This window comes from Ruegeria sp. YTSA072 (assembly GCF_059610285.1).
This window is the reverse complement of the sequence record NZ_JBXWNI010000011.1, coordinates 71247-92522: the sequence shown is the minus strand read 5'-3', so window position 1 is coordinate 92522 and position 21276 is coordinate 71247. Positions and strand designations below refer to the sequence as shown.

18 protein-coding genes are annotated in these 21276 nt (G+C 57.3%); 12 read left to right on the top strand and 6 right to left on the bottom strand.

The features are described from left to right. The first annotated feature begins 74 nt into the window (after nt 1–74). Nucleotides 75–1139: a heat-inducible transcriptional repressor HrcA gene (gene hrcA, locus AC2FIB_RS17190; RefSeq protein WP_282119790.1), complete on the top strand. Its 1065-nt coding sequence runs from the start codon at nt 75–77 to the stop codon at nt 1137–1139. Nucleotides 1140–1149: 10 nt separating this feature from the next. After that, nucleotides 1150–1713: a nucleotide exchange factor GrpE gene (locus AC2FIB_RS17185; RefSeq protein ID WP_058275130.1), complete on the top strand. Its 564-nt coding sequence runs from the start codon at nt 1150–1152 to the stop codon at nt 1711–1713. A 58-nt stretch (nt 1714–1771) separates the two neighbouring features. Here AC2FIB_RS17185 and mutS read toward each other — a convergent pair whose 3' ends face one another. Then, complete coding sequence (gene mutS / locus AC2FIB_RS17180; RefSeq protein ID WP_496736705.1) at nt 1772–4387, bottom strand: DNA mismatch repair protein MutS; 2616 nt, start codon at nt 4385–4387, stop codon at nt 1772–1774. Nucleotides 4388–4548: 161 nt separating this feature from the next. Between mutS and AC2FIB_RS17175 the strand changes: the two genes are divergently transcribed. Further along, on the top strand, nt 4549–6804 hold the full coding sequence (locus AC2FIB_RS17175) for an NADP-dependent malic enzyme (RefSeq protein WP_472722505.1): 2256 nt from the start codon (nt 4549–4551) through the stop codon (nt 6802–6804). 3 nt (nt 6805–6807) lie between these two features. After that, on the top strand, nt 6808–7680 hold the full coding sequence (locus AC2FIB_RS17170; protein WP_496726274.1) for a ribokinase: 873 nt from the start codon (nt 6808–6810) through the stop codon (nt 7678–7680). Here AC2FIB_RS17170 and msrA read toward each other — a convergent pair. The 3 genes from msrA to AC2FIB_RS17155 form a co-directional block, all read right to left on the bottom strand. Then, nucleotides 7677–8348 (bottom strand): peptide-methionine (S)-S-oxide reductase MsrA, encoded by a 672-nt coding sequence (msrA, locus tag AC2FIB_RS17165; protein WP_496766002.1) that lies wholly within the window; start codon nt 8346–8348, stop codon nt 7677–7679. The two genes, AC2FIB_RS17170 and msrA, sit on opposite strands and share 4 nt — an antisense overlap. A gap of 98 nt (nt 8349–8446) precedes the next feature. Beyond that, nucleotides 8447–8728 (bottom strand): SCP2 sterol-binding domain-containing protein, encoded by a 282-nt coding sequence (locus AC2FIB_RS17160; RefSeq protein WP_109313802.1) that lies wholly within the window; start codon nt 8726–8728, stop codon nt 8447–8449. Between the two features lie 145 nt (nt 8729–8873). Next, nucleotides 8874–10100, bottom strand: a complete 1227-nt coding sequence (locus tag AC2FIB_RS17155; protein ID WP_496842493.1) for an argininosuccinate synthase — start codon at nt 10098–10100, stop codon at nt 8874–8876. A 141-nt stretch (nt 10101–10241) separates the two neighbouring features. Between AC2FIB_RS17155 and AC2FIB_RS17150 the strand changes: the two genes are divergently transcribed. Continuing rightward, nucleotides 10242–11009 carry a hypothetical protein gene (locus AC2FIB_RS17150; RefSeq protein WP_496842492.1) on the top strand — a complete coding sequence of 256 codons (768 nt, stop codon included), beginning with the start codon at nt 10242–10244 and terminating at the stop codon, nt 11007–11009. A 61-nt stretch (nt 11010–11070) separates the two neighbouring features. After that, nucleotides 11071–12297: a threonine ammonia-lyase IlvA gene (gene ilvA, locus AC2FIB_RS17145; RefSeq protein WP_496842491.1), complete on the top strand. Its 1227-nt coding sequence runs from the start codon at nt 11071–11073 to the stop codon at nt 12295–12297. A gap of 109 nt (nt 12298–12406) precedes the next feature. Here the strand turns inward: ilvA and AC2FIB_RS17140 are convergent, their stop codons facing one another. Further along, nucleotides 12407–12730 (bottom strand): Hpt domain-containing protein, encoded by a 324-nt coding sequence (locus AC2FIB_RS17140; RefSeq protein ID WP_496736616.1) that lies wholly within the window; start codon nt 12728–12730, stop codon nt 12407–12409. Nucleotides 12731–12881: 151 nt separating this feature from the next. Between AC2FIB_RS17140 and AC2FIB_RS17135 the strand changes: the two genes are divergently transcribed. After that, nucleotides 12882–14153 carry a PP2C family protein-serine/threonine phosphatase gene (locus AC2FIB_RS17135; RefSeq protein WP_496842489.1) on the top strand — a complete coding sequence of 424 codons (1272 nt, stop codon included), beginning with the start codon at nt 12882–12884 and terminating at the stop codon, nt 14151–14153. On the opposite strand, the gene AC2FIB_RS17130 is transcribed toward AC2FIB_RS17135, so the two are convergent. Further along, the gene (locus AC2FIB_RS17130) at nt 14150–14593 is read right to left on the bottom strand and encodes an NUDIX hydrolase (RefSeq protein WP_496736620.1); all 444 of its coding nucleotides are present in this window, start codon (nt 14591–14593) and stop codon (nt 14150–14152) included. The genes AC2FIB_RS17135 and AC2FIB_RS17130 overlap by 4 nt on opposite strands. Before the next feature lie 76 nt (nt 14594–14669). Here AC2FIB_RS17130 and hslO point away from each other — a divergent pair, with 76 nt between their 5' ends. The 5 genes from hslO to AC2FIB_RS17105 all read left to right on the top strand — a co-directional run bounded on the left by hslO (nt 14670) and on the right by AC2FIB_RS17105 (nt 21245). After that, complete coding sequence (hslO, locus tag AC2FIB_RS17125) at nt 14670–15647, top strand: Hsp33 family molecular chaperone HslO (RefSeq protein ID WP_496736621.1); 978 nt, start codon at nt 14670–14672, stop codon at nt 15645–15647. Next, nucleotides 15631–16236, top strand: coding sequence for a CoA pyrophosphatase (locus AC2FIB_RS17120; protein ID WP_496736623.1), 606 nt, complete (start codon nt 15631–15633; stop codon nt 16234–16236). Before hslO ends, AC2FIB_RS17120 begins: the two co-directional genes overlap by 17 nt. Further along, nucleotides 16233–17387 (top strand): CCA tRNA nucleotidyltransferase, encoded by a 1155-nt coding sequence (locus tag AC2FIB_RS17115; RefSeq protein WP_496736625.1) that lies wholly within the window; start codon nt 16233–16235, stop codon nt 17385–17387. Before AC2FIB_RS17120 ends, AC2FIB_RS17115 begins: the two co-directional genes overlap by 4 nt. 190 nt (nt 17388–17577) lie before the next feature. After that, nucleotides 17578–19416: an ABC transporter ATP-binding protein gene (locus AC2FIB_RS17110; RefSeq protein ID WP_496842487.1), complete on the top strand. Its 1839-nt coding sequence runs from the start codon at nt 17578–17580 to the stop codon at nt 19414–19416. Further along, a complete protein-coding gene (locus tag AC2FIB_RS17105) occupies nt 19413–21245 on the top strand; it encodes an ABC transporter ATP-binding protein (RefSeq protein WP_496842485.1) in 1833 nt (610 codons plus the stop codon). Before AC2FIB_RS17110 ends, AC2FIB_RS17105 begins: the two co-directional genes overlap by 4 nt. Nucleotides 21246–21276: the final 31 nt, after the last annotated feature.

Below are 21276 nucleotides of genomic sequence, written 5' to 3'. Positions count from 1 at the left end.
CGTGCCTTAGGAAGCAACCCCGATTGACCTTTCAGATGTCTGCGATTTAATGCCAATCCAGCAGAGGATTGCCGATGAGCGAAGCAAGTAGAGTTCTGGACGAAATGAATGACCGGTCACGCGAGGTGTTCCGGTTGATCGTCGAGAGCTATCTGGACAGCGGCGAACCGGTCGGAAGCCGCTCGCTGACCCGCACATTGTCGGAAAAGGTCAGCGCCGCCACTGTACGCAATGTAATGCAGGATCTCGAATTTTTGGGCCTTCTCGACAGCCCGCATGTCAGTGCAGGCCGTGTGCCCACGCAGATGGGTCTGCGGATGTTCGTCGATGGGTTGCTGGAAGTGGGTGATCTTGGTGTAGACGATCGGCAGAAGTTGGATGAGACACTAGGTTCTAACGCGGGTGATGTGGGCGGGATGCTGGACCGAGTTGGTTCGGCCTTGTCACACGTGACACATGGCGCATCGCTGGTTCTGACCCCAAAGCAAGAGTCTGAAATCAAGCATATTGAGTTCGTCTCGCTGGCCCATGACCGCGCTTTGGTGGTTCTGGTCTTTGCGGATGGGCATGTGGAAAACCGTCTATTTACGCCTCCGCCGGGCCAGACACCCAGTTCGATGCGAGAGGCGGCGAACTTTCTGAATTCCCTGATCGAAGGACGAACGCTCAGCGAAGTGCTGCGTCAGATGCAGACCCAGATTACCGCGCGCAGGCAAGAAATTGATGTTTTAGCGCGCGAGATGGTCGAAAGCGGCATGGCGGCCTGGGATGGGGACGGGACAGACTCGGCCCGTTTGATCGTGCGCGGGCGGGCGAATCTGCTGGGGGAGCCAGGCGAAGCCGAGGAATTGGACCGAATCCGAACGTTGTTTGACGACCTGGAGCGAAAGCAAGACATTGCTGAATTCCTCGAATTGACCGAAGAAGGCGAGGGTGTGCGCATTTTTATCGGCTCAGAGAACAAACTTTTCTCACTTTCGGGTTCCTCTTTGGTGGTGTCTCCATATATGAACGCTGATCGAAAGATAATTGGTGCGGTTGGGGTCATCGGACCCACTCGTCTGAATTATGGGCGGATCGTGCCGATCGTGGATTATACGGCGCAACTGGTTGGCAAACTGATTTCCGACCGGAGCTAGAGGGTAAGAGATGGCAGAGCCCAAAAACGAAGAATTTCTGGACGATATCGCAGCCGCCGAGGCGGAAGAGCTGGCCGAGGAATTTGCCGAGATCAGTGAAGAAGCGCTGGAACTTGATGCGCTGCGTGCTGAGCGGGATGATTTCAAAGACAAGTTCATGCGCGCGCTGGCGGATGCGGAAAACGCCCGCAAGCGGGGTGACCGGGCGCGCCGCGATGCGGAACAATATGGCGGATCGAAGCTGGCCCGCGACATGCTTCCGGTTTACGACAACATGAAACGTGCGCTTGAAGCCGCGACCGATGAGCAGAAAGAAGTGGCAGGACCCCTTCTGGAAGGCGTGGAACTGACCATGCGTGCGTTGAAGGACGTGTTCCAAAAGCATGGGATGGAAGTGATCACGCCCGAAGTTGGCGACCGGTTTGATCCCAACGTGCATGAAGCGATGTTCGAGGCCCCGGTGCCGGGTACCCGTGCAGGTGACATAATACAGGTGTCCGCAGAAGGCTTCATGTTGCATGATCGCCTGCTGCGGCCGGCGCAGGTTGGGGTGTCGTCTACTCCGGCAAGTTAATTGGCTTCGTTGAAGCCAAGCTTTGGGCGAGAGTATTTTTGAAATGATGAAGGGGCGGTCAGGTTTTGGCCGCCTCTTTCAGTCTGTAGATCAGGTCGAGTGCTTCTCGCGGGGTAAGCTCATCCGGCAGAATATCGTCCAGCATGCCGGTTACCGGAGAAGCTTTGGGCGCTGGTGGTGGCGGTGGCGGGGCGGCCGAAAACAAAGGCAGATCGTCGATCAGGGTCTTTTGCTTCCCCCCCTCACGTTCGGTTTTTTCAAGTTGGTCCAGCACGATACGAGCACGTTCAACGACCGAGGCGGGCAGTCCTGCCAATTGGGCGACTTGCACACCATAGGACCTGTCAGCCGCGCCTTTGTGAACTTCGTGCAGGAAGATCACCTCGCCTTCCCATTCTTTAACAGCAACGGTGGCGTTTTCCACGCCTTCCAGTTTGCCGGCAAGTGCGGTGAGTTCATGGTAATGGGTTGCGAACAGGGCGCGACATTTGTTGGAGGCGTGCAGATGTTCCAGCGTGGCCCAGGCGATGGAGAGGCCATCATAGGTGGCCGTACCGCGACCGATTTCATCAAGAATAACAAGAGCGCGGTCATCAGCCTGATTGAGGATGGCGGCGGTTTCGACCATTTCGACCATAAAGGTCGAGCGTCCGCGAGCCAAATCATCCGACGCTCCGACGCGGCTGAACAGTTGGCTGACTAGCCCGACATGCGCCTGTTCCGCAGGGACGTAACTGCCCATCTGGGCAAGCAGGGCAATCAGGGCATTCTGGCGTAGGAAGGTCGATTTACCGGCCATGTTGGGACCTGTCAGCAGCCAGATCGCCGCGCCTTTGTCAGCACTGAGATCGCAATCATTGGCGATGAAGGCGTCGCCGTTTTGCTGGCGCAATGCCTGTTCGACCACCGGGTGTCTTCCGCCCTGAACATCGAACGCGCGTGAGGCATCAACTTGCGGGCGACACCAGTTTTCACCACGCGCCAGATCGGCCAGAGCAGTGGTCAGATCCAGTTCAGCCAAACCGCGCGCGGCTTGGTTGAGCCGTGCGGCCTTATCCAGAATTTCGCAAGAAAGCGTTGAATAGAGCCGCTTTTCGATCTCAAGCGCCAAGTTTCCGGCGTTCAGAATGCGGGTTTCGATCTCGGACAGTTCGACTGTGGTGAAGCGCACCTGATTGGCTGTGGTCTGCCGATGGATGTAGGTTTCGCTGAACGGCGGGTTCAGCATTTTCTCGGCATGGGTGGCCGTAGTTTCGATGAAATAGCCCAGCACATTGTTATGCTTGATCTTAAGCGACGTGATACCGGTGTGTTCTGCATATTTCTGCTGATACCCGGCAATGACGGAACGACCTTCGTCGCGCAGGGTGCGGGCTTCGTCCAGTTCGGCATCATAACCCGGGGCGATGAACCCGCCGTCCCGGGCCAGCAATGGGGGTTCGGCCACAAGCGCTTGGTCAAGCAGGTTCAGCAGGTCGTCAAATCCGACCAGATTTTGCAGGGCGGTGGCTAGGACAACCGGCAGGTCTTGACCCGCGCAGAGTTCAGCGATTGCTGCGGCCTGTGTCAGACCGTTGCGAATGGCGGTCAGATCCCGCGGGCCACCGCGGTCCAGTGACAGGCGGGACAGCGCCCGATCCAGATCCGGGGTTTTGCGCAAAGCCTCGCGCAGGTCTGATGTGATCAGGCTGTCTTCGGCCGCAAAAGTTACCGCATCCAGCCGCCCATGGATGACGTCCAGATTGCGGGATGGGCTGGAAAGCCGTTGGTCCAACAGTCGTGCACCACCCGGTGTGACGGTGCGATCCATCACAGATAGCAGCGAACCCGCGCGGCCACCGGACAGGGATCGGGTCAGTTCCAGGTTGCGCCGTGTGGCAGCGTCGATCTGAACGACTCGGTCCTCAGATTCTTTCAATGGGGTTTGCAGAAGCGGCAGTTTGCCTTTTTGCGTGATTTCCAGATAGTCGATCAGCGCACCCATGGCCGAGGTTTCGGCGCGGCCAAAACTGCCAAACGCGTCCAGTGCGCCCACGTGAAACAGCCCGCAGATGCGCTTTTCCGCCGCAGTGCTGTCGAAGCTGGCACGCCCGATTGGGGTCAACGAGATACCCAGATCCATAACGGGTTCGTTCAGTTTGTCCTGCACACCATCGGCCACGATCAACTCGGATGGTGCCAGCCGGGCCAGTTCGGGACTGAGGCGCACTGAGGTCAAAGGCATAACGTGAAACGCGCCAGTTGAGATATCGGCCCAAGCCAGCGCGGCCTCATCGCGAACCTCGGCATAGGCGGCCAAGAAGTTGTGGCGGCGAGCCTCAAGCAGGGCATCTTCGGTCAACGTGCCAGGCGTAACCAGACGCACAACATCGCGCTTTACGACCGATTTAGAGCCTCTTTTCTTCGCTTCAGCCGGGCTTTCCATCTGTTCGCAGACGGCCACGCGAAACCCTTTCCGGATCAAGGTCAGCAGATACCCCTCGGCCGCATGGACCGGTACGCCGCACATCGGAATGTCGGTGTCGTTATGCTTTCCGCGTTTGGTCAAGGCGATGTCCAGCGCTTCGGCGGCGTTGACGGCGTCCTGAAAGAACATCTCGTAAAAGTCGCCCATGCGGTAAAACAGCAAGGCATCGGCATGCGCCTCTTTGATTTCGAGATATTGCGCCATCATCGGCGTGACTGTGGACAAGGCTGACCCCTTTTGGCGTATTCCGGTCGCGACCTTACAAACCCACCCATCTCGACGAAAGGTGAAAAGTATTCTCGTTGAGGCGCGCGCCTGCCTGCGCTATGAGGCAAAAGTCCCGCAGATGTAAAGAAACGACCCATCACATGCCCAAAGCGAAGATCACCAAAGAAGAGGCGCTGGCCTTTCACCTCGACCCGACACCCGGCAAGTGGGAGGTTCAGGCCACCGTTCCCATGACGACGCAACGCGATCTGTCGCTGGCTTATAGCCCCGGTGTCGCTGTTCCATGTGAAGCTATCGCCGAAAACCCAGAGACTGCTTACGACTACACCAACAAGGGCAATCTGGTTGCGGTGATCTCGAACGGCACGGCGGTTCTGGGCCTTGGAAATCTTGGCGCGCTGGGTTCGAAGCCGGTGATGGAGGGGAAATCAGTCCTGTTCAAACGGTTCGCCGATGTGAACTCGATCGATATCGAACTGGATACCGAAGACCCGGACGAATTCTGCCGCGCTGTGCGTCTGATGGGACCGACCTTTGGCGGCATCAACCTGGAAGACATCAAGGCGCCCGAGTGTTTCATTATCGAGCAGCGCCTGAAGGAAGAGATGGACATCCCCGTCTTCCACGACGACCAACACGGCACGGCGGTGATCTGTGCGGCGGGCCTGCTGAACGCGCTGCGTATCTCGGGCAAAAAGATCGAAGACGTGAAAATCGTGCTGAACGGCGCGGGTGCGGCGGGTATCGCTTGTATCGAGCTGCTCAAGTCGATGGGTGCAAAGCATGAAAACTGCATCGTCTGCGACACCAAGGGCGTGATCTACCAAGGCCGGACCGAAGGCATGAACCAGTGGAAATCGGCTCATGCGATCACCACCGAGTTGCGTACATTGGAAGAGGCGATGAAAGGCGCTGACGTGTTCCTTGGCGTGTCGGTGAAGGGTGCCGTGACGCAGGATATGGTCGCCAGCATGGCGGACAATCCGGTTATTTTCGCTATGGCGAACCCGGACCCGGAGATTACGCCAGAAGAGGCGCATGAGGTTCGTGTTGATGCCATCGTCGCCACCGGGCGCAGCGATTATCCAAACCAGGTGAACAACGTTCTGGGTTTCCCTTACCTGTTCCGCGGCGCGCTGGACATTCACGCCCGCGCTATCAATGACGAGATGAAGATCGCTTGCGCCCATGCGCTGGCCAATCTGGCGCGCGAGGATGTGCCGGATGAGGTTGCCATGGCCTATGGCAAATCTCTGACCTTTGGCCGGGATTACATTATCCCGACGCCGTTCGACCCACGCCTGATCCACCGTATCCCACCTGCAGTGGCAAGGGCCGGGATGGACACCGGGGCAGCCCGCCGCCCGATCATTGATATGGACGCCTATGAGCTGAGCCTGAAATCCCGCATGGACCCGACCGCCAGCATCCTGCGTGGCCTGAACGCCCGTGCACGTCAGGCGCAAAGCCGGATGATCTTTGCCGAAGGCGACGATCCACGCGTTTTGCGCGCGGCGGTGATGTATCAGCGATCGGGCTTTGGCAAGGCGCTGGTTGTTGGTCGTCCAGACGATGTGAAGGAAAAGCTGGAAGCCGCCGGCCTGGAGGACGCGGTGCGCGAGTTGGAGGTGATTAACGCCTCCACAACCACGCATCTCGAAGCCTATAAGGATTTCCTTTACAAGCGTCTGCAGCGCAGTGGCTTTGATCGCAAGGATATCCATCGTCTGGCCGCGCGGGACCGCCATGTGTTCTCTTGCCTGATGTTGGCGCATGGTCACGCCGACGGCATGGTCACTGGTGCAACGCGGAAGTCGGCACATGTGCTGGAACGCATCAATCATGTGTTTGACGCTGATGCCGAACATGGGGCCGTTGGTGTGACGGCGCTGTTGCACAAGGGTAAAATCGTTTTGATTGGTGACACGCTGGTCCATGAATGGCCGGATGAGCATGATCTGGCCAATATCGCCGAACGCTCAGCCTCGGTCGCGCGGCATTTGGGGCTGGACCCACGCGTTGCCTTTGTCAGCTTTTCCACCTTCGGCTATCCGGTATCTGAGCGGGCTGAGAAAATGCACGTAGCGCCCGAGATTCTGGATAAGCGCGGCGTCGATTTCGAATATGATGGCGAGATGACCGTGGATGTGGCGCTGAACGTGGAACAGCAGGAGGCTTATCCCTTCTCGCGTCTGACGGGCCCAGCCAATATCTTGATTGTACCCGCGCGGCATTCGGCCTCGATCTCGACCAAGCTGATGCAAGAGATGGGTGGCGCGAACGTCATTGGCCCGATCCTGACCGGTGTCGATAAACCGATTCAGATCTGTTCGACTGGCTCGACAGCAAATGACATTCTGAACATGGCCATTCTGGCCTCTTGCGATATTGGATAAACCGTGACGATCTGGAACCTAGGCTCGATCAATGCGGACATGGTCTATGCCCTGCCGCATCTGCCCACTGCCGGTGAAACCCTGGCCGCTTCGAACTTGGAGCGGTTTCTGGGTGGCAAAGGGGCCAACATGTCCGTTGCAGCGGCGCGTGCCGGATCGCGTGTGGCGCATATCGGTGGCATTGGGCCGGACGGGCGCTGGGCCCTGGATCGCATGACCGAATATGGCGTCGACACCCGGTTCATTGCCGAGGTCGACGTGCCTACAGGTCACGCGATCATTGCGGTGGACAAGCAGGGTGAGAACCAGATCATTCTGTATCCCGGCGCGAACCACGCCATCGAACAGGATCAGCTGGGACAGGCCTTATCGCAGGCTGTTCCCGGTGATCTTCTGGTCATGCAGAACGAAACCAACGCCCAGGTCGAGGCCGCGCGCATGGGCCGTGATCTTGGACTGACCGTCTGCTATGCCGCCGCGCCGTTTCAGGCTGATGCTGTGCAGGCGGTTCTGCCCTATCTGGACTTCCTGATCCTGAATGAGGTCGAAGCAGAACAGCTGCGCGAAAGTACGGGTCAATCCGTCGCTGAATTGCCTGTTAAGCATGTACTGGTCACGTTGGGATCTAAGGGTGCGCGCTACCTACCCAAGGATGGTGAGGCACTTGAGATTTCGGCACACAAAGTGAAAGCCGTGGACACGACCGGCGCGGGGGATACCTTCACTGGTTACGTTCTGGCCGGAATGGACCGCGGGTTGCCGATGCCGCAGGCGATTGCACAAGCAAATCGTGCCGCGGCCCTGATGGTCACGCGGCACGGTACGGCTGATGTTATTCCCGACCTCAAAGAGGTGCTTGAGGCCCGGTTCGGTTAGGATCCGGCGAATGGCGCGTTGCCGCCCCACAGCTGTTTGACCCGGGCGTCCCGACCGCAGGCTTTGCGGTAGGCTTTATATGCGTTTTTCTGGCGTTTCGGACCAAAGCGGGTGAACACCAGCTTGTCGCCCTTGTAGTAATCCTGATGGTAGGCTTCGGCTGGGTAAAAGGCGCCCGCGTTCAAGATGGGCGTGACTACGGTTTGACCCAACGCTTGCTGCGCATTGGCTTTGGCTCTCTGCGCCAATGCCTTTTCGCCTGTGTTAGAGACAAAAACAGCAGTGCGATAGCTGTTGCCGCGATCACAGAACTGGCCGCCTGCGTCGGTTGGATCAACGGAACGGAAAAACATGCTCAGCAACGTTTCACGGGAAACCCGCGCAGGGTCGAAGGTGATCTGAACAGCCTCGTAATGGCCAGTACCGCCTTTGGTTACTTGGTCATAAGTCGGATTGGCTGTCTTGCCGCCGGTAAAGCCGGATACTGCGCCAATCACGCCGGGAACCGATTCAAAATCGGATTCAACACACCAAAAACACCCTCCGGCGACGGTCAGGGTTTCGGTGCCGGCAGCTGGTGCGGGCAGGGCGCGCAACATCGCGGCCAGTGTGATCAGGACAAACAGAAGCGACGGTTTAACGAAACAGAGGTATGCGGTCCGGGTCATGGCAGATCTCCTTCTGAGATCAGGCTGCCCCGACTTTTCTGCCGTTGCAATCCGCTGACATGGTTTGTCACGCGCTGGTGAGACGAGTTTATCTGCGCTTAACCCAGCAGTTGGCCCAATTTCATAGCAACACCCATGTTGCCTGAAATTTTGAGCTTACCCAGCGCCACGCCGGTCATCGGGTTCAGCTTGCCGGTCAGCAGCTTGGTCAGGTTTTCCTGCGAAATTCGGATCGTGCAGTCGGCATCCTGATCCTGCGTCGTCGCTTGATTGTCGATCAGCACGATCACCCCGTCATCACCGCAATCGAACTTGAGAGAGCCGTCAAATGACTTGCCATTCAGGCCTTTTTGAATTCCGTCAGCGATGTCCTGAAGCATGGTATACCCTTTCCTGTTGGCCTTTGCGTAAAGAAAAACGGGCAAAACAGGCAAGGGTGACGCTACTGGAACTGACTGGTCAGCGAAGACAAAAAAACCCGGTGCCTTCTTGGACACCGGGTTCGTCATCCAACAATGGCGTGACTTACTTGGACAGACGCTTTTCGCGCGCGGCCAGCAATTTTAGGCGCAGAGCGTTCAACTGGATAAATCCGGCTGCGTCTTTCTGATCATATGCCCCGGCATCGTCTTCAAAAGTCACGTGTTCCTCTGAATACAGCGAGTGATCCGACCAGCGGCCAACGGTCGATGCCAGACCTTTGTACAGTTTCACGCGGACGGTGCCGGTGACGTGTTCCTGCGACTTGTCAATCGCGGCTTGCAGCATTTCGCGTTCGGGTGAGTACCAGAAGCCGTTATAGATTGCTTCCGCATATTGCGGCATCAGCTGGTCTTTCAGGTGCATCGCGCCACGGTCCATAGTGATCGACTCGATACCACGGTGCGCTTCCAGCAGGACGGTGCCGCCTGGTGTTTCATAGATGCCACGCGATTTCATTCCGACAAAGCGACCCTCGACCAGATCGAGACGGCCAATACCGTGTTTGCCGCCATATTCGTTCAGCTTGGTCAGGATGGTGGCGGGACTCATCGCTTCGCCATTGATGCTGACCGCGTCGCCTTTTTCGAAACCAATCTCGGTGAATTCGGGCTCGTTCGGCGCATCCTCGGGGTGGACGGTGCGCTGATATACATAGTCGGGCGCCATATCGGCGGGGTCTTCCAGAACCTTGCCCTCGGACGAGGTGTGCAGCAGGTTGGCATCGACCGAAAAGGGTGCCTCGCCGCGTTTGTCCTTGGCAATCGGGATCTGGTTCGCTTCGGCAAATTCCAGCAGCTTGGTTCGGCTGGTCAGGTCCCATTCGCGCCAGGGCGCGATCACCTTGATGTCGGGGTTCAGCGCGTAAGCCGCGAGTTCGAACCGCACCTGATCGTTGCCCTTGCCGGTTGCGCCGTGGGCAACCGCGTCGGCACCGGTGGCTTCGGCAATCTCAACCAGACGTTTCGAAATCAGCGGCCGCGCGATCGAGGTGCCCAGCAGATACAGGCCCTCATACTGCGCATTGGCGCGGAACATGGGGAAGACAAAATCGCGGACGAATTCCTCGCGGACATCCTCAATAAAGATATTCTCGGGCTTGATTCCCAGCATCTCGGCCTTTTGGCGCGCTGGCTCAAGTTCCTCACCCTGACCCAGATCGGCAGTGAAGGTTACGACCTCACAACCATACTCGGTCTGCAGCCATTTCAGGATGATCGAAGTATCAAGGCCACCGGAATAGGCCAGAACAACTTTCTTGGGCGCGGACATCTGACTTCCCCTTATTCATAAGACGATTGGCCCCTAACGGGTTTTGTGAGCGGGGGCAAGTTATCTGCGTTGACGCAGGGTCTGAATTGGGGTGAAACGGTCGGATAGAGAACAAGGATTGGTTGAGAGGGCGGTTCAAAGATGTTGGGTTGGCAGATTTTTGTCCATTCCGTGCGGATGGTATTTGGAAATATCAAACAGGTGCTGCAGATCACTGTAGGTCCTGCCTTGATCGCAACAGCGCTGATCGTAGCGCTGTTCATGGTGTCAGGCATTCCGTTGGAAGCTTTTGACGAAGGCGCAGGAGAATTGCCACCGGGAGCGTCGGTAGGCGGTATTTTTCTATTCGTTATTGGCCTGATCGCCGTGCTTCTTGTCACAATCTTCTGGATCGCGGTTTCTTGGCACCGCTATATTCTGCTCGAAGAATATCCCACTGGTATCTTCCCAACCTTTCGGTTCGATAGAATTCTCGCCTATCTGGGACGCGCCTTGATGTTGGGAATACTGATGGTAATCGCGTGGATGCCGATGGGGCTGGTCTTTGCATTGCTTGGGGAAAGCCTTGCAGGTTTGTCGATCATCCTGTTTTTGGTTTACGTGGTCTTTCTGTTGGTGTGCTTCTACCGGCTGTCGATTATCCTGCCTGCAGCCGCCATTGGGGACCCCATCACACTCGGCGAAGCATGGACCAAAACGCAGGGTATTGCTGGTTCGATATTGGTGCTGCTTGTTGTTTCGTTCCTGTTCCAATTTCTTGTGCAGCTTGTTTTTACGGCTCTGGCGATCATTCCGGTGCTGGGAATCTTGTTGACGGTGTTCTTTGGAACTCTGGTTCTCCCGATGATCAACGTCAGCATCCTGACAACCATGTACGGAATCTTCATCGAAAAGCGGAAACTCACCTGAGCGCGCCCGTACACATATGTATTCCTTGCCCTTTTAGTCGGGATGAGCCAGTGAAACGTTCATGACCGATTTCATGACCCGCGCCCGCGCCGCCGAACAGGTGATGCGTTCTGTGTTTCCTGCAACACCGCTGCAACGGAATGCCCATCTGTCCGACCGCTATGGCGCCGATATCTGGCTTAAGCGTGAGGATCTCAGCCCGGTGCGGTCTTATAAGATCCGCGGCGCGTTCAATGCCATGCGCAAGCAGCAAGGGCAGGATCTGTTCGTCTGCGCCAGTGCAGGCAATCATGCGCAGGGGGTTGCCTACATGTGCAAACATCTGAACGTACGCGGTGTCATTTTCATGCCTGTAACCACGCCGCAGCAGAAAATCCAGAAGACCCGGATTTTCGGCGGCGACAACATCGAGATTTACCTGACCGGAGACTATTTCGACGACACGCTGGCCGCCGCGCAAGACTGGTGCGCCCAGCAAGGTGGGTACTTTCTGTCGCCCTTTGATGATGGGGATGTGATCGAAGGTCAGGCGTCCTTAGCGGTTGAGATTGAGGAACAGCTTGGACAGGTTCCCGATCATGTCATCTTGCCAGTGGGTGGTGGTGGCATGTCGTCTGGCGTGGCCACATGGTTCGGGGATCGGACGCATTGTCTGTTCGTGGAGCCGGCGGGTGGCGCCTGTCTGCGCGCGGCTTTGGCGGCGGGCCATCCGGTGGCTCTGGATCACGTAGATACATTTGTCGACGGTGCGGCAGTGGGTCGGATCGGTGAAGAGCCGTTTGAGCTGTTGAAATCCCGCCATTTGTCCGACGTCTTGGTTCTGTCCGAAGATCGTATCTGTACCACCATGATCGAAATGCTAAACGTCGAGGGCATCGTGCTGGAACCAGCGGGGGCCCTGGCGGTTGAGGCTGTGGGCGACGTGCAAAGCTTTATCCGGGGTAAGACCGTGGTGTGCGTCACCTCGGGCGGCAATTTCGATTTCGAACGCTTGCCCGAGGTCAAGGAACGGGCGCAGCGTTATTCCGGCGTCAAGAAATACTTCATCCTGCGCCTGCCACAACGTCCGGGTGCATTAAAAGAGTTTCTGGGCATTTTGGGCCCCGAGGACGATATTGCACGTTTTGAATACATGAAAAAGTCGGCGCGCAATTTCGGGTCGGTGCTGATCGGTATCGAAACGCGAAAGCCTGAGAATTTTGTGCGCCTGTTTGCGCATCTTGATGATGCGGGTTTTACCTATACCGACATCACCGAAGATGAAACGCTGGCGCAGTTCGTGATCTGAAGCCACGATCAATTCGCGTGTCTCTCCGGCCTGTTCAATCTTCATTTCGGTTTCTGGAATTGCCGGGAAATGTAGCGTCGCGAACAGGAAGAAGCCGCGCTGACATTCGCTAAAAACTGCATAATCCCGCCTTGAATTCGGCGGTTGAGCGTTCAAAAATGCTGAGGATATTGGCAAAGTCGACCGCCTGGCTGTCCCCTTGTGCCGATTGTCGTTCCCCGTCTTGACACAGCTTGGCCACAGCCTCGAACCCAAGGCTCAGCGCGCTACCTTTTACGAAATGCAGGTTTTGTTCAAACTCGGTGCGGGCGGTGTCGTTCCGAAGCCGGGTAAGGGCTTCGTTCACCTCATAAAGGAAGATCTGCACCACCTCTTCAAACTCACTGGCGCCAACCTCGTCCCTTAGTTGTCGGACCCTGGACCAGTTGATCATACCATCCTCGCTTTATCTGCCCGGGGATTTGGTACCGCGGAACCGGTAAAGAGCAGGTTAAGCGGAATGAATTTCGGCTTTCACCCATTGTTAAACTGCGGCGCGATAGGGTCTTCCCATTCCGATAAGCGCCGCTGGGCAGAGGGTTAAGGTGACAAGGGTCAGTCAGGCAGACAGTGGATCAGATCTGGATTTTGGTGTGATCCAAAAGGTGCTAGTTGTCGATGATAGCCGCCTGCAGCGCCGTATTCTGGTCGCCTCGCTCAAAAAATGGGGCTTCGACGTGCTTGAGGCCGATAGCGGTGATGTTGCGATTGAAATGTGCGCGGCGGACCCGCCGGATCTTGTACTCAGCGATTGGGTTATGCCGGGGATGAGCGGGCTGGATTTCTGCAAGGCGTTCCGCGCCTTGGACAACAAGCAATACAGCTATTTCATCCTTCTGACCTCCAAAAGCGAAAAGCAAGAAGTGGCGCGCGGTCTGGATGCCGGTGCGGATGATTTTCTGATCAAACCGCTTGAGGCGGATGAACTGCGGGCGCGTATATCAGCCGGTGCGCGTATTCTGGATATGCAGCGCGAATTGTCCAAGAAAAACCAATTGATCGAAACCGCGCTTGAAGAACTGCGCGTCGCCCATGACGCGATCGACAAGGACCTGATCCAGGCACGCAAGATACAGGAATCGCTGGTGCCCGAACTGACGCGCAATTTCGGCAAGTCCCGGGTCAGCATGTTGCTGAAACCCTGCGGTCATATCGGCGGCGATCTGGTGGGGATGTTCTCTCCGGGTGTGAACAGGCTTGGGTTCTACAGTATCGATGTGTCCGGACATGGCATCACGTCTGCGATGATGACGGCGCGTTTGGGGGGCTATCTGTCCAGCAATCATTTTGATCAGAACGTGGCGATGGCGCGGCGGTTCGACAAGTTTTATGCTCTGCTACCGCCGGAAGAAGTTGCCGAAACCCTGAACTCGCGACTGATGGCGGATACGAGGATCGAAGAGTATTTCACGATGGTCTATGCCATCGTAGATCTGCGCAACGGGCATGTGAAAATGGTGCAGGCCGGGCACCCTCATCCGCTGTTGCTATGTCAGGACGGCAGAACAGAATTTCTGGGCGACGGTGGGTTGCCTATCGGATTGCTACCGGACGCCGCCTTTCAGCGGACCGAGTTCTACATGCAACCCGGCGACAGGCTATTGCTGTATTCCGATGGGTTCACGGAATGCAGCCTCGCCGACGGTGGCCTGCTGGACGAGGATGGTTTGCGACAGATGGCGCTGGATTGCGGGCCGGATCGAAACGGAACGGAATTCCTGGACGATATGTTCTGGCGGCTGACGCAAGCGATGGCACCTGGCCGAGGTATGGATGATGATGTTTCGGCTGTTTTCTTTGAATACAATGGACACTAAAGCCGCTGTTCATGCAGCCCGGCAAAGTGGCGATCTCCGTCATTGCCCAGCAATTGGACCGCATCGCCGGTGTCCATCCATATGGCTTCATGGAACGGCTCAGACGGTGGACCCATGCGCTGGATGGGACGCGCGCGATAGATATGGCACAGCTTTTCGGCCCACAAATCGTATTCGGGCATATAAGTGAAGCGACGAAAAGCGCCGATGCGGCGGGGCGACGCGATCAACCAGCCGGTTTCTTCGAACACTTCTCGGTGCAGGGCAGTGATGGGTGATTCGCCCGGATCAATTCCGCCGCCGGGCAATTGCAGATCGGGTCCGGGTTCTGTCTGACAGGTCAGCAAAAGGCTGCGGCCTCGGGGCAGCAACGCATAAACCCCCACCCGGCGTGTATATGTTCGCCCGGCCTGAGGGGTTTCACCAAACCGTCTGATCATGTATGGCCCCTTAAAACCCGAATAGTTCGACCTATATGCTGGCGGTATGCCAACCTGTGGCGTGTAAGGAAACCCCATGTCTCTTGGAACAAAAATCGCGTGGGACGACACCGTCCTGCCCTTTCAACTTGATGTATCGGATATGCGCGGCCGCGTGGCCCGCCTGGACGGTGTGCTTGATGGCATCCTGAGCCAGCATGACTATCCAGAAAAGGTCGAGGCTCTGGTGGCCGAGATGGCCTTGCTGACCGCATTGATCGGCCAGACTGTTGCGCTGCGCTGGAAGCTGTCGCTGCAGGTTCAGTCCAAAGGTCCGGTGCGCATGATTGCGACCGACTATTATGCGCCTCAGCAAGAGGGGGAGCCGGCCCGCATTCGCGCCTATGCCAGCTTTGACCGCGACCGTCTGACCGATGGTGCGCCGTTCGATCAAGTGGGTGAGGGGTATTTTGCCATCATGATCGATCAGGGTGAGGGAACCCAGCCGTATCAGGGGATCACCCCCCTGGCCGGTGGGTCGCTGAGTGCCTGTGCCGAGGCGTATTTCGCCCAGTCGGAACAGTTACCGACCCGGTTTTCGCTGAGCTTCGGCAAATCGACCGAACCCGGCGTTGGCGAACATTGGCGCGCCGGTGGTGTCATGCTGCAGCACATGCCTAAGGCTTCGCCCTTCGTGGCATCCAGCGAGGGTGACGGAAACATCCTGACAGCGGATGACCTTGTCGATGGTGAAGAAGGTGAAAACTGGGGCCGCGTCAACATCCTGCTGGATACGGTCGACGATTTGGAACTGATCGGTCCGTCGATTGCACCCACGGATCTGTTGGTCCGGCTGTTTCACGAGGAACAGCCGCGGGTATACGATGCGCAGTCAGTGCAATTTGGCTGTACCTGTTCAGAAGACCGTGTTCGACAGAGCCTGTCGATCTATTCGGCCAAGGACATCGAAAAGATGACCACGCCCGAAGGCGACGTGACCGCCGATTGCCAGTTCTGTGGTGCGCATTACGTGCTTGATCCCTCCACGGTTGGTTTTGATGCGGACAACGCCTGATCCAACGGATCAGCTGCGGGCGGCCTTGCGTCGCCCCGGCAACGGGTCCAGTGATTTTGACCTGAATCCCGATTTTGCCCTGCCTGAGGGTCGCAAACTGCGCGCTGCCGGTGTTTTGGTTCCGATTTCGGTAGCAGATGGCGCCCCGCGCTTGATTTTGACCAAGCGATCCTCGGCGCTTAAGCATCACCCGGGGCAGATAGCGTTTCCAGGCGGCAAGCAGGATAACGGCGATGCGGACGTGACTGCCACTGCATTGCGTGAGGCGCGCGAAGAGATCGGACTGCCGCAGGAAATGCCGGAAATTCTTGGCCACTTACCGACACATGAAACGGTGACCTCCTTCACGGTCACACCTGTGGTGGCGATCCTGCGGGAACCCTTCCAACCGGTACCGGAACCGGGCGAAGTGGCAGAGGTGTTTTCGGTTCCGCTTGCACATGTGCTCAACCCCGCGAATTATGTCGTTGAATCGCGCCGCTGGCGGGGACAAAGGCGGTATTACTTCACGGTACCTTTCGGCCCTTATTACATCTGGGGCGCAACAGCCCGAATTCTGCGGGGATTGGCAGCACGGATCAACGAATGACGCAAATCACAGAAGACTGGGTGACGGAACCGGCAACACAACGGGTCTGTGCTGCCCTAACCGATTCCGGGTACCAAGCCTTGTTTGTGGGTGGATGTGTACGTAACGCGCTGTTGGGCGCCACGGTATCGGATATCGACATCGCCACAAATGCGCGGCCCGACACAGTGGTCGAGCTGGCGCAGAAAGCAGGGCTTAAGGCCATACCCACAGGGATTGATCACGGTACAATCACCGTGGTTAGTCAGGGTATCCCGCATGAGATCACTACCTTTCGCCGTGATGTTGAAACGGATGGCCGTCGCGCCGTCGTCGCCTTTTCCGACAAGGTCGAAGAGGATGCCGCACGTCGCGATTTCACGATGAACGCGATATATGCACGGCCCGACGGGACAATCTTGGACCCTCTGAACGGTTTGCCAGACCTGCAAGCGCGCCGCGTCCGGTTCATCGGCACTGCAGCGAACCGCATTCGCGAGGATTATCTGCGTTCGCTGCGCTATTTCCGGTTTCACGCCTGGTATGGCGATGTCGAGGCAGGGTTCGATCCCGACGCTCTGGCCGCCATTGCGTCCAACCTGGACGGTCTGGCCGGCTTGTCCCGCGAACGCGTGGGTGCTGAGCTTTTGAAGCTTCTGGGCGCACCAGACCCCGCGCCGTCCGTCGCCGCAATGCGCAGCGCCGGAGTACTGGTGCAACTATTGCCGGGTGCTGATGATCGTGCATTGGCCCCGTTGATTGCATTGGAACAGCAGGCAGGCGCTGATCCGGAACCGGTGCGGCGACTGGCGGCGATTGCACCGCCGGAAGTCGCAAAAACCCTGCGCCTGAGCCGCGCACAATTGCAGCGCCTGACCCGAATGCGGGATGAGGCGTCCAGCCCGGCCAGCTTTGCCGAATTGGGATTTCGGTACGGTGAAACAGACGGGCTGCACGAAGCGCTGTTGCGATGTGCTTTTTTGGAAATGCCTTGGTTAGACTCAATAACGCACGATCTCCACGTTGGTGCGGGCGCGACCTTCCCGATTAAGGCAACCGATCTGATCCCCGAGTTCACCGGTCCTGCGCTGGGCAAGAAACTGGCCGATCTTGAGGCGAAGTGGATCGCCTCGGGGTTCACACTGGGCCGCGAAGATCTGCTTGGCGGATAAAGGAAGTCTCAAAAGGGGATGACAAGTAAAAGAGTTTATGATTATTTGCCCCTGTCACATGAATGGAGGGATGCGAATGTATTACGGGATCTGGGACAGCTAAGGCTGGAACACGTTGACCCGTAGGGGTGGTGTTCTGGCGCCATCTTTCTTCGCATGACTTACTTTTTGCTCAACCGGAGCACTCTCCATGTTTCGCTATTTCGAAAACCTCGTTGACCCTTTTGTTGCCTACAAGGAAACCGACACGCCGCCGACGCGGTTGTGGCCATTTATGCTGGATTACTCGCAACCGTTCATGCGGGTGTTCTTCTGGGCTGGTTTAATCTCTGTCGTTGTTGCGGCGGTTGAAGTTGGCTTGATTTACTACATGGGCCGGGTGGTTGACCTGTTGTCGGGCTCTCCGGCCGAGGTCTGGCAGAACCACGGCACCGAATTCATCTTGGTGGCGGCGTTTGTGCTGCTGCTGCGCCCGATGCTGCATGTCGTGGATGTGCTGTTGTTAAACAACACGATCCTGCCGAATTTTGGCACCCTGATCCGCTGGCGCGCCCACAAACACGTTCTCCGCCAATCCGTCGGTTGGTTCGAGAATGATTTTGCCGGTCGCATTGCCAACCGGATCATGCAAACGCCGCCTGCCGCAGGCGAGGCTGTGTTTCAGGTGTTTGATGCCATCTCATTTTCAATAGCCTATCTGATTGGCGCGGCGATCCTGTTGATGGCGGCGGATCCACGGTTGCTGTTGCCGCTGCTGATCTGGTTTGCGCTTTACGCCATTCTGGTGCGCTGGACGGTGAAAAGGGTGGGTCCTGCATCTCAGGCTGCATCTGATGCACGCTCGGCTGTGACGGGTCGGGTGGTGGACAGCTATACCAACATCCACTCGGTCAAGATGTTCGCCCATAACGACCAAGAGTTGGACTATGCCCGCGAAGCCATCGAGGAAACGCGTCGCACCTTTCAGGTCGAAATGCGGATTTTCACCATAATGGATGCGGTTCTGGTCGCGCTGAACGGTTTGCTGATCGTCGGCGTAGTTGGTTGGGCCATTTCCCTGTGGATGCAAGGGAGTGCATCTGTGGGTGTCGTTGCGGCGGCGACCGCTTTGACCCTGCGACTGAATGCGATGACCGGATGGATCATGTGGGCGCTGACCAGCTTCTTCCGCCAGCTTGGTGTCGTGGCCGAGGGCATGCAAACAATTGCCCAGCCGGTTGACCTGCTGGATGTGCCGGACGCCAAGCCATTGCAGCTGAGCAAGGGCCAGATCGACATCCGTGATCTGTCACACCACTACGGTCGCAAGACTGGGGGGCTGGATTACATCAACCTGACCCTCCATCCGGGCGAAAAGATCGGCCTGATCGGGCGGTCCGGTGCGGGGAAATCGACCCTAGTTAAGCTACTTTTGCGGTTTTACGACGTTGAACAGGGCGCGATCCTGATTGACGATCAAGATATCGCCAGGGTCACGCAGGACAGTTTGCGCAGCCATATCGGTATGGTTCAGCAGGACAGCGCCCTGTTGCATCGGTCGGTGCGCGACAACATCCTCTATGGTCGCCCCGATGCCACCGAAGAACAGATGATCGCCGCAGCTAAACAGGCTGAGGCGCATGAGTTCATCCTTGATCTGCAAGACCCAGAAGGGCGCACGGGGTATGATGCGCATGTGGGCGAGCGAGGTGTTAAGCTCAGCGGTGGTCAGCGGCAACGCGTGACGCTGGCGCGGGTAATCCTGAAGGATGCTCCTATTTTGCTGTTGGACGAGGCGACATCTGCCCTAGATTCCGAGGTCGAAGCGTCAATTCAGGAAACTCTCTACGGTATGATGCAAGGAAAAACCGTGATCGCCATTGCCCACCGTCTGAGCACCATCGCGCAGATGGACCGTATTCTGGTCATGGATGGTGGTCGGATCGTTGAACAGGGCGGGCATTCCGAATTGCTGGCGCAAGGTGGGCTTTACGCGCAGTTCTGGGCACGGCAATCTGGGGGCTTCTTGAATCCGGAGGCCGCTGAATGAGGATTGCCGACCTCATAAACCCGTTCAAGAACATCGAAACGCCCCCGCCGCAAACGCTGGGGGCGTTCATTCGCTGGTGCCTCTCGGGCGCATGGCCTATGATCTTCGTCGCGGCGTTTTTCTCGGCCACCGCGGGTGCGATGGAGGCGGGCACTGCGTGGATGTTGGGCCTGGTCATTGACGCAGCAACCACAAGCGGGCCTGGGAACTTTCTGACCGCCAACAACGTCTGGATGATCCTTGGGGTCGTTGCGTTTTTCATGCTACTGCGCCCGGCCCTGTTCGGACTTTCGTCGCTGACCAACAACTACATTGTCATGCCCAATATCACGCCTTTGGTTCTGGCTAAGCTGAACCGGTGGACGCTGGGGCAGTCGGTCACATATTTCGACGACGATTTTGCGGGCCGGATCGCGCAAAAGCAGATGCAAACATCCAACGCGATGGCGTCGGTCGTGTCCGAGACGATCAGTGCGATCGTGTTCGCCTTGGCCTCGCTGGCGGGTTCATTGCTTTTGTTAGGGTCTATTCATCCGCTGGTTATGCTGCCATTTGCGGCTTGGCTAGTCGTGTATTTCCTGCTTGTCCGCTGGTATTTGCCGCGCATCCGTAAACGCTCAGCGGCGCGGGCAGGCGCTCGCGCGATGGTGTCCGGGCAAGTTGTCGACACGATCACAAATATCAAGACCGTTAAACTGTTCGCTCATTCGGAATTCGAAGACCAGGCCGCGCGGAATTCCATGGTTGATCTGCGTGAAAAGATGTTGGCGTTCGGAAGCCTGTCGGCCAATTTCCGCTTTATCTTGATGCTGTTGGCCGGGGTTCTGCCGGTTTTGCTGATAGGTGCAACACTGTGGCTGTGGCAAGTGGGGTCCGCGACGGCCGGTGACATTGTGGCCGCTGGGGCCATTTCGATCCGCATTGCCCAGATGACCGGTTGGGTCAGCTTCACCCTCATGGGTCTCTACGCCAATGTTGGCGAGATCGAGAACGGCATGAATACGCTGGCCAAGCGTGAACGGGTTGAGGATCAAACGGGCGCGATGGAACTGTCCGTGCCCGAAGGCCAGATCACCTTTGATCATGTCAGCTTTGCCTATGGTCGGGATGTCGGTGGCGTATCGGATGTAAACATGACCGTGCACCCCGGCGAGAAACTGGGCATTGTCGGCGCTTCAGGGGCGGGGAAATCAACCTTGGTTTCGCTGTTGTTGCGCCTTTATGACGGCGAAAAGGGCGCGATCTTGATCGATGGTCAGGACGTATCCGGAGTAACCCAGGATAGCTTGCGCCGTCAGATCGGCATGGTCACGCAGGAAACCGCGATGTTCAATCGATCTGCGCGGGAGAATATTCTTTACGGTCGTCCAGACGCCTCGGAAGAGGAAATGTTCGAGGCGGCAAAAAAGGCCGAGGCGCATGAATTCATCCTCAGCCTTCAGGATGCCCATGGCCGCACCGGATATGACGCGCATCTGGGTGAGCGCGGAGTGAAGCTTAGCGGTGGTCAGCGTCAGCGGATTGCGTTGGCGCGAGCCATCCTCAAGGATGCGCCGATATTGGTGCTGGACGAGGCAACCTCGGCACTGGATTCCGAGGTTGAGGCCTCGATCCAGACAGCGTTGCATCGAGTAATGCAGGGCAAGACGGTTCTGGCTATTGCGCATCGGTTGTCCACACTCAGTGAGATGGACCGGATTATTGTCCTGGACCAGGGGCGTATCGTTGAGATCGGAACGCATGTTGCGCTGTTGGAGCAGGGCGGGCTATATGCGCGGTTCTGGCATCGCCAATCGGGTGGGTTCATTCAGGCCGAGGCTGCGGAATAAGGGTTTTGTTGCGGGCCAAGCCCCGGTATCA

Excerpts from the sequence above, each read along its gene's own strand:
- hrcA (WP_282119790.1), top strand. The coding sequence starts at position 75 with ATGAGCGAAGCAAGTAGAGTTCTGGACGAAATGAATGACCGGTCACGC.
- AC2FIB_RS17185 (WP_058275130.1), top strand. The coding sequence starts at position 1,150 with ATGGCAGAGCCCAAAAACGAAGAATTTCTGGACGATATCGCAGCCGCC.
- mutS (WP_496736705.1), bottom strand. The coding sequence starts at position 4,387 with ATGATGGCGCAATATCTCGAAATCAAAGAGGCGCATGCCGATGCCTTG.
- AC2FIB_RS17175 (WP_472722505.1), top strand. The coding sequence starts at position 4,549 with ATGCCCAAAGCGAAGATCACCAAAGAAGAGGCGCTGGCCTTTCACCTC.
- msrA (WP_496766002.1), bottom strand. The coding sequence starts at position 8,348 with ATGACCCGGACCGCATACCTCTGTTTCGTTAAACCGTCGCTTCTGTTT.
- AC2FIB_RS17160 (WP_109313802.1), bottom strand. The coding sequence starts at position 8,728 with ATGCTTCAGGACATCGCTGACGGAATTCAAAAAGGCCTGAATGGCAAG.
- AC2FIB_RS17155 (WP_496842493.1), bottom strand. The coding sequence starts at position 10,100 with ATGTCCGCGCCCAAGAAAGTTGTTCTGGCCTATTCCGGTGGCCTTGAT.
- AC2FIB_RS17150 (WP_496842492.1), top strand. The coding sequence starts at position 10,242 with ATGTTGGGTTGGCAGATTTTTGTCCATTCCGTGCGGATGGTATTTGGA.
- ilvA (WP_496842491.1), top strand. The coding sequence starts at position 11,071 with ATGACCGATTTCATGACCCGCGCCCGCGCCGCCGAACAGGTGATGCGT.
- AC2FIB_RS17140 (WP_496736616.1), bottom strand. The coding sequence starts at position 12,730 with ATGATCAACTGGTCCAGGGTCCGACAACTAAGGGACGAGGTTGGCGCC.
- AC2FIB_RS17130 (WP_496736620.1), bottom strand. The coding sequence starts at position 14,593 with ATGATCAGACGGTTTGGTGAAACCCCTCAGGCCGGGCGAACATATACA.
- hslO (WP_496736621.1), top strand. The coding sequence starts at position 14,670 with ATGTCTCTTGGAACAAAAATCGCGTGGGACGACACCGTCCTGCCCTTT.
- AC2FIB_RS17120 (WP_496736623.1), top strand. The coding sequence starts at position 15,631 with ATGCGGACAACGCCTGATCCAACGGATCAGCTGCGGGCGGCCTTGCGT.
- AC2FIB_RS17115 (WP_496736625.1), top strand. The coding sequence starts at position 16,233 with ATGACGCAAATCACAGAAGACTGGGTGACGGAACCGGCAACACAACGG.
- AC2FIB_RS17110 (WP_496842487.1), top strand. The coding sequence starts at position 17,578 with ATGTTTCGCTATTTCGAAAACCTCGTTGACCCTTTTGTTGCCTACAAG.
- AC2FIB_RS17105 (WP_496842485.1), top strand. The coding sequence starts at position 19,413 with ATGAGGATTGCCGACCTCATAAACCCGTTCAAGAACATCGAAACGCCC.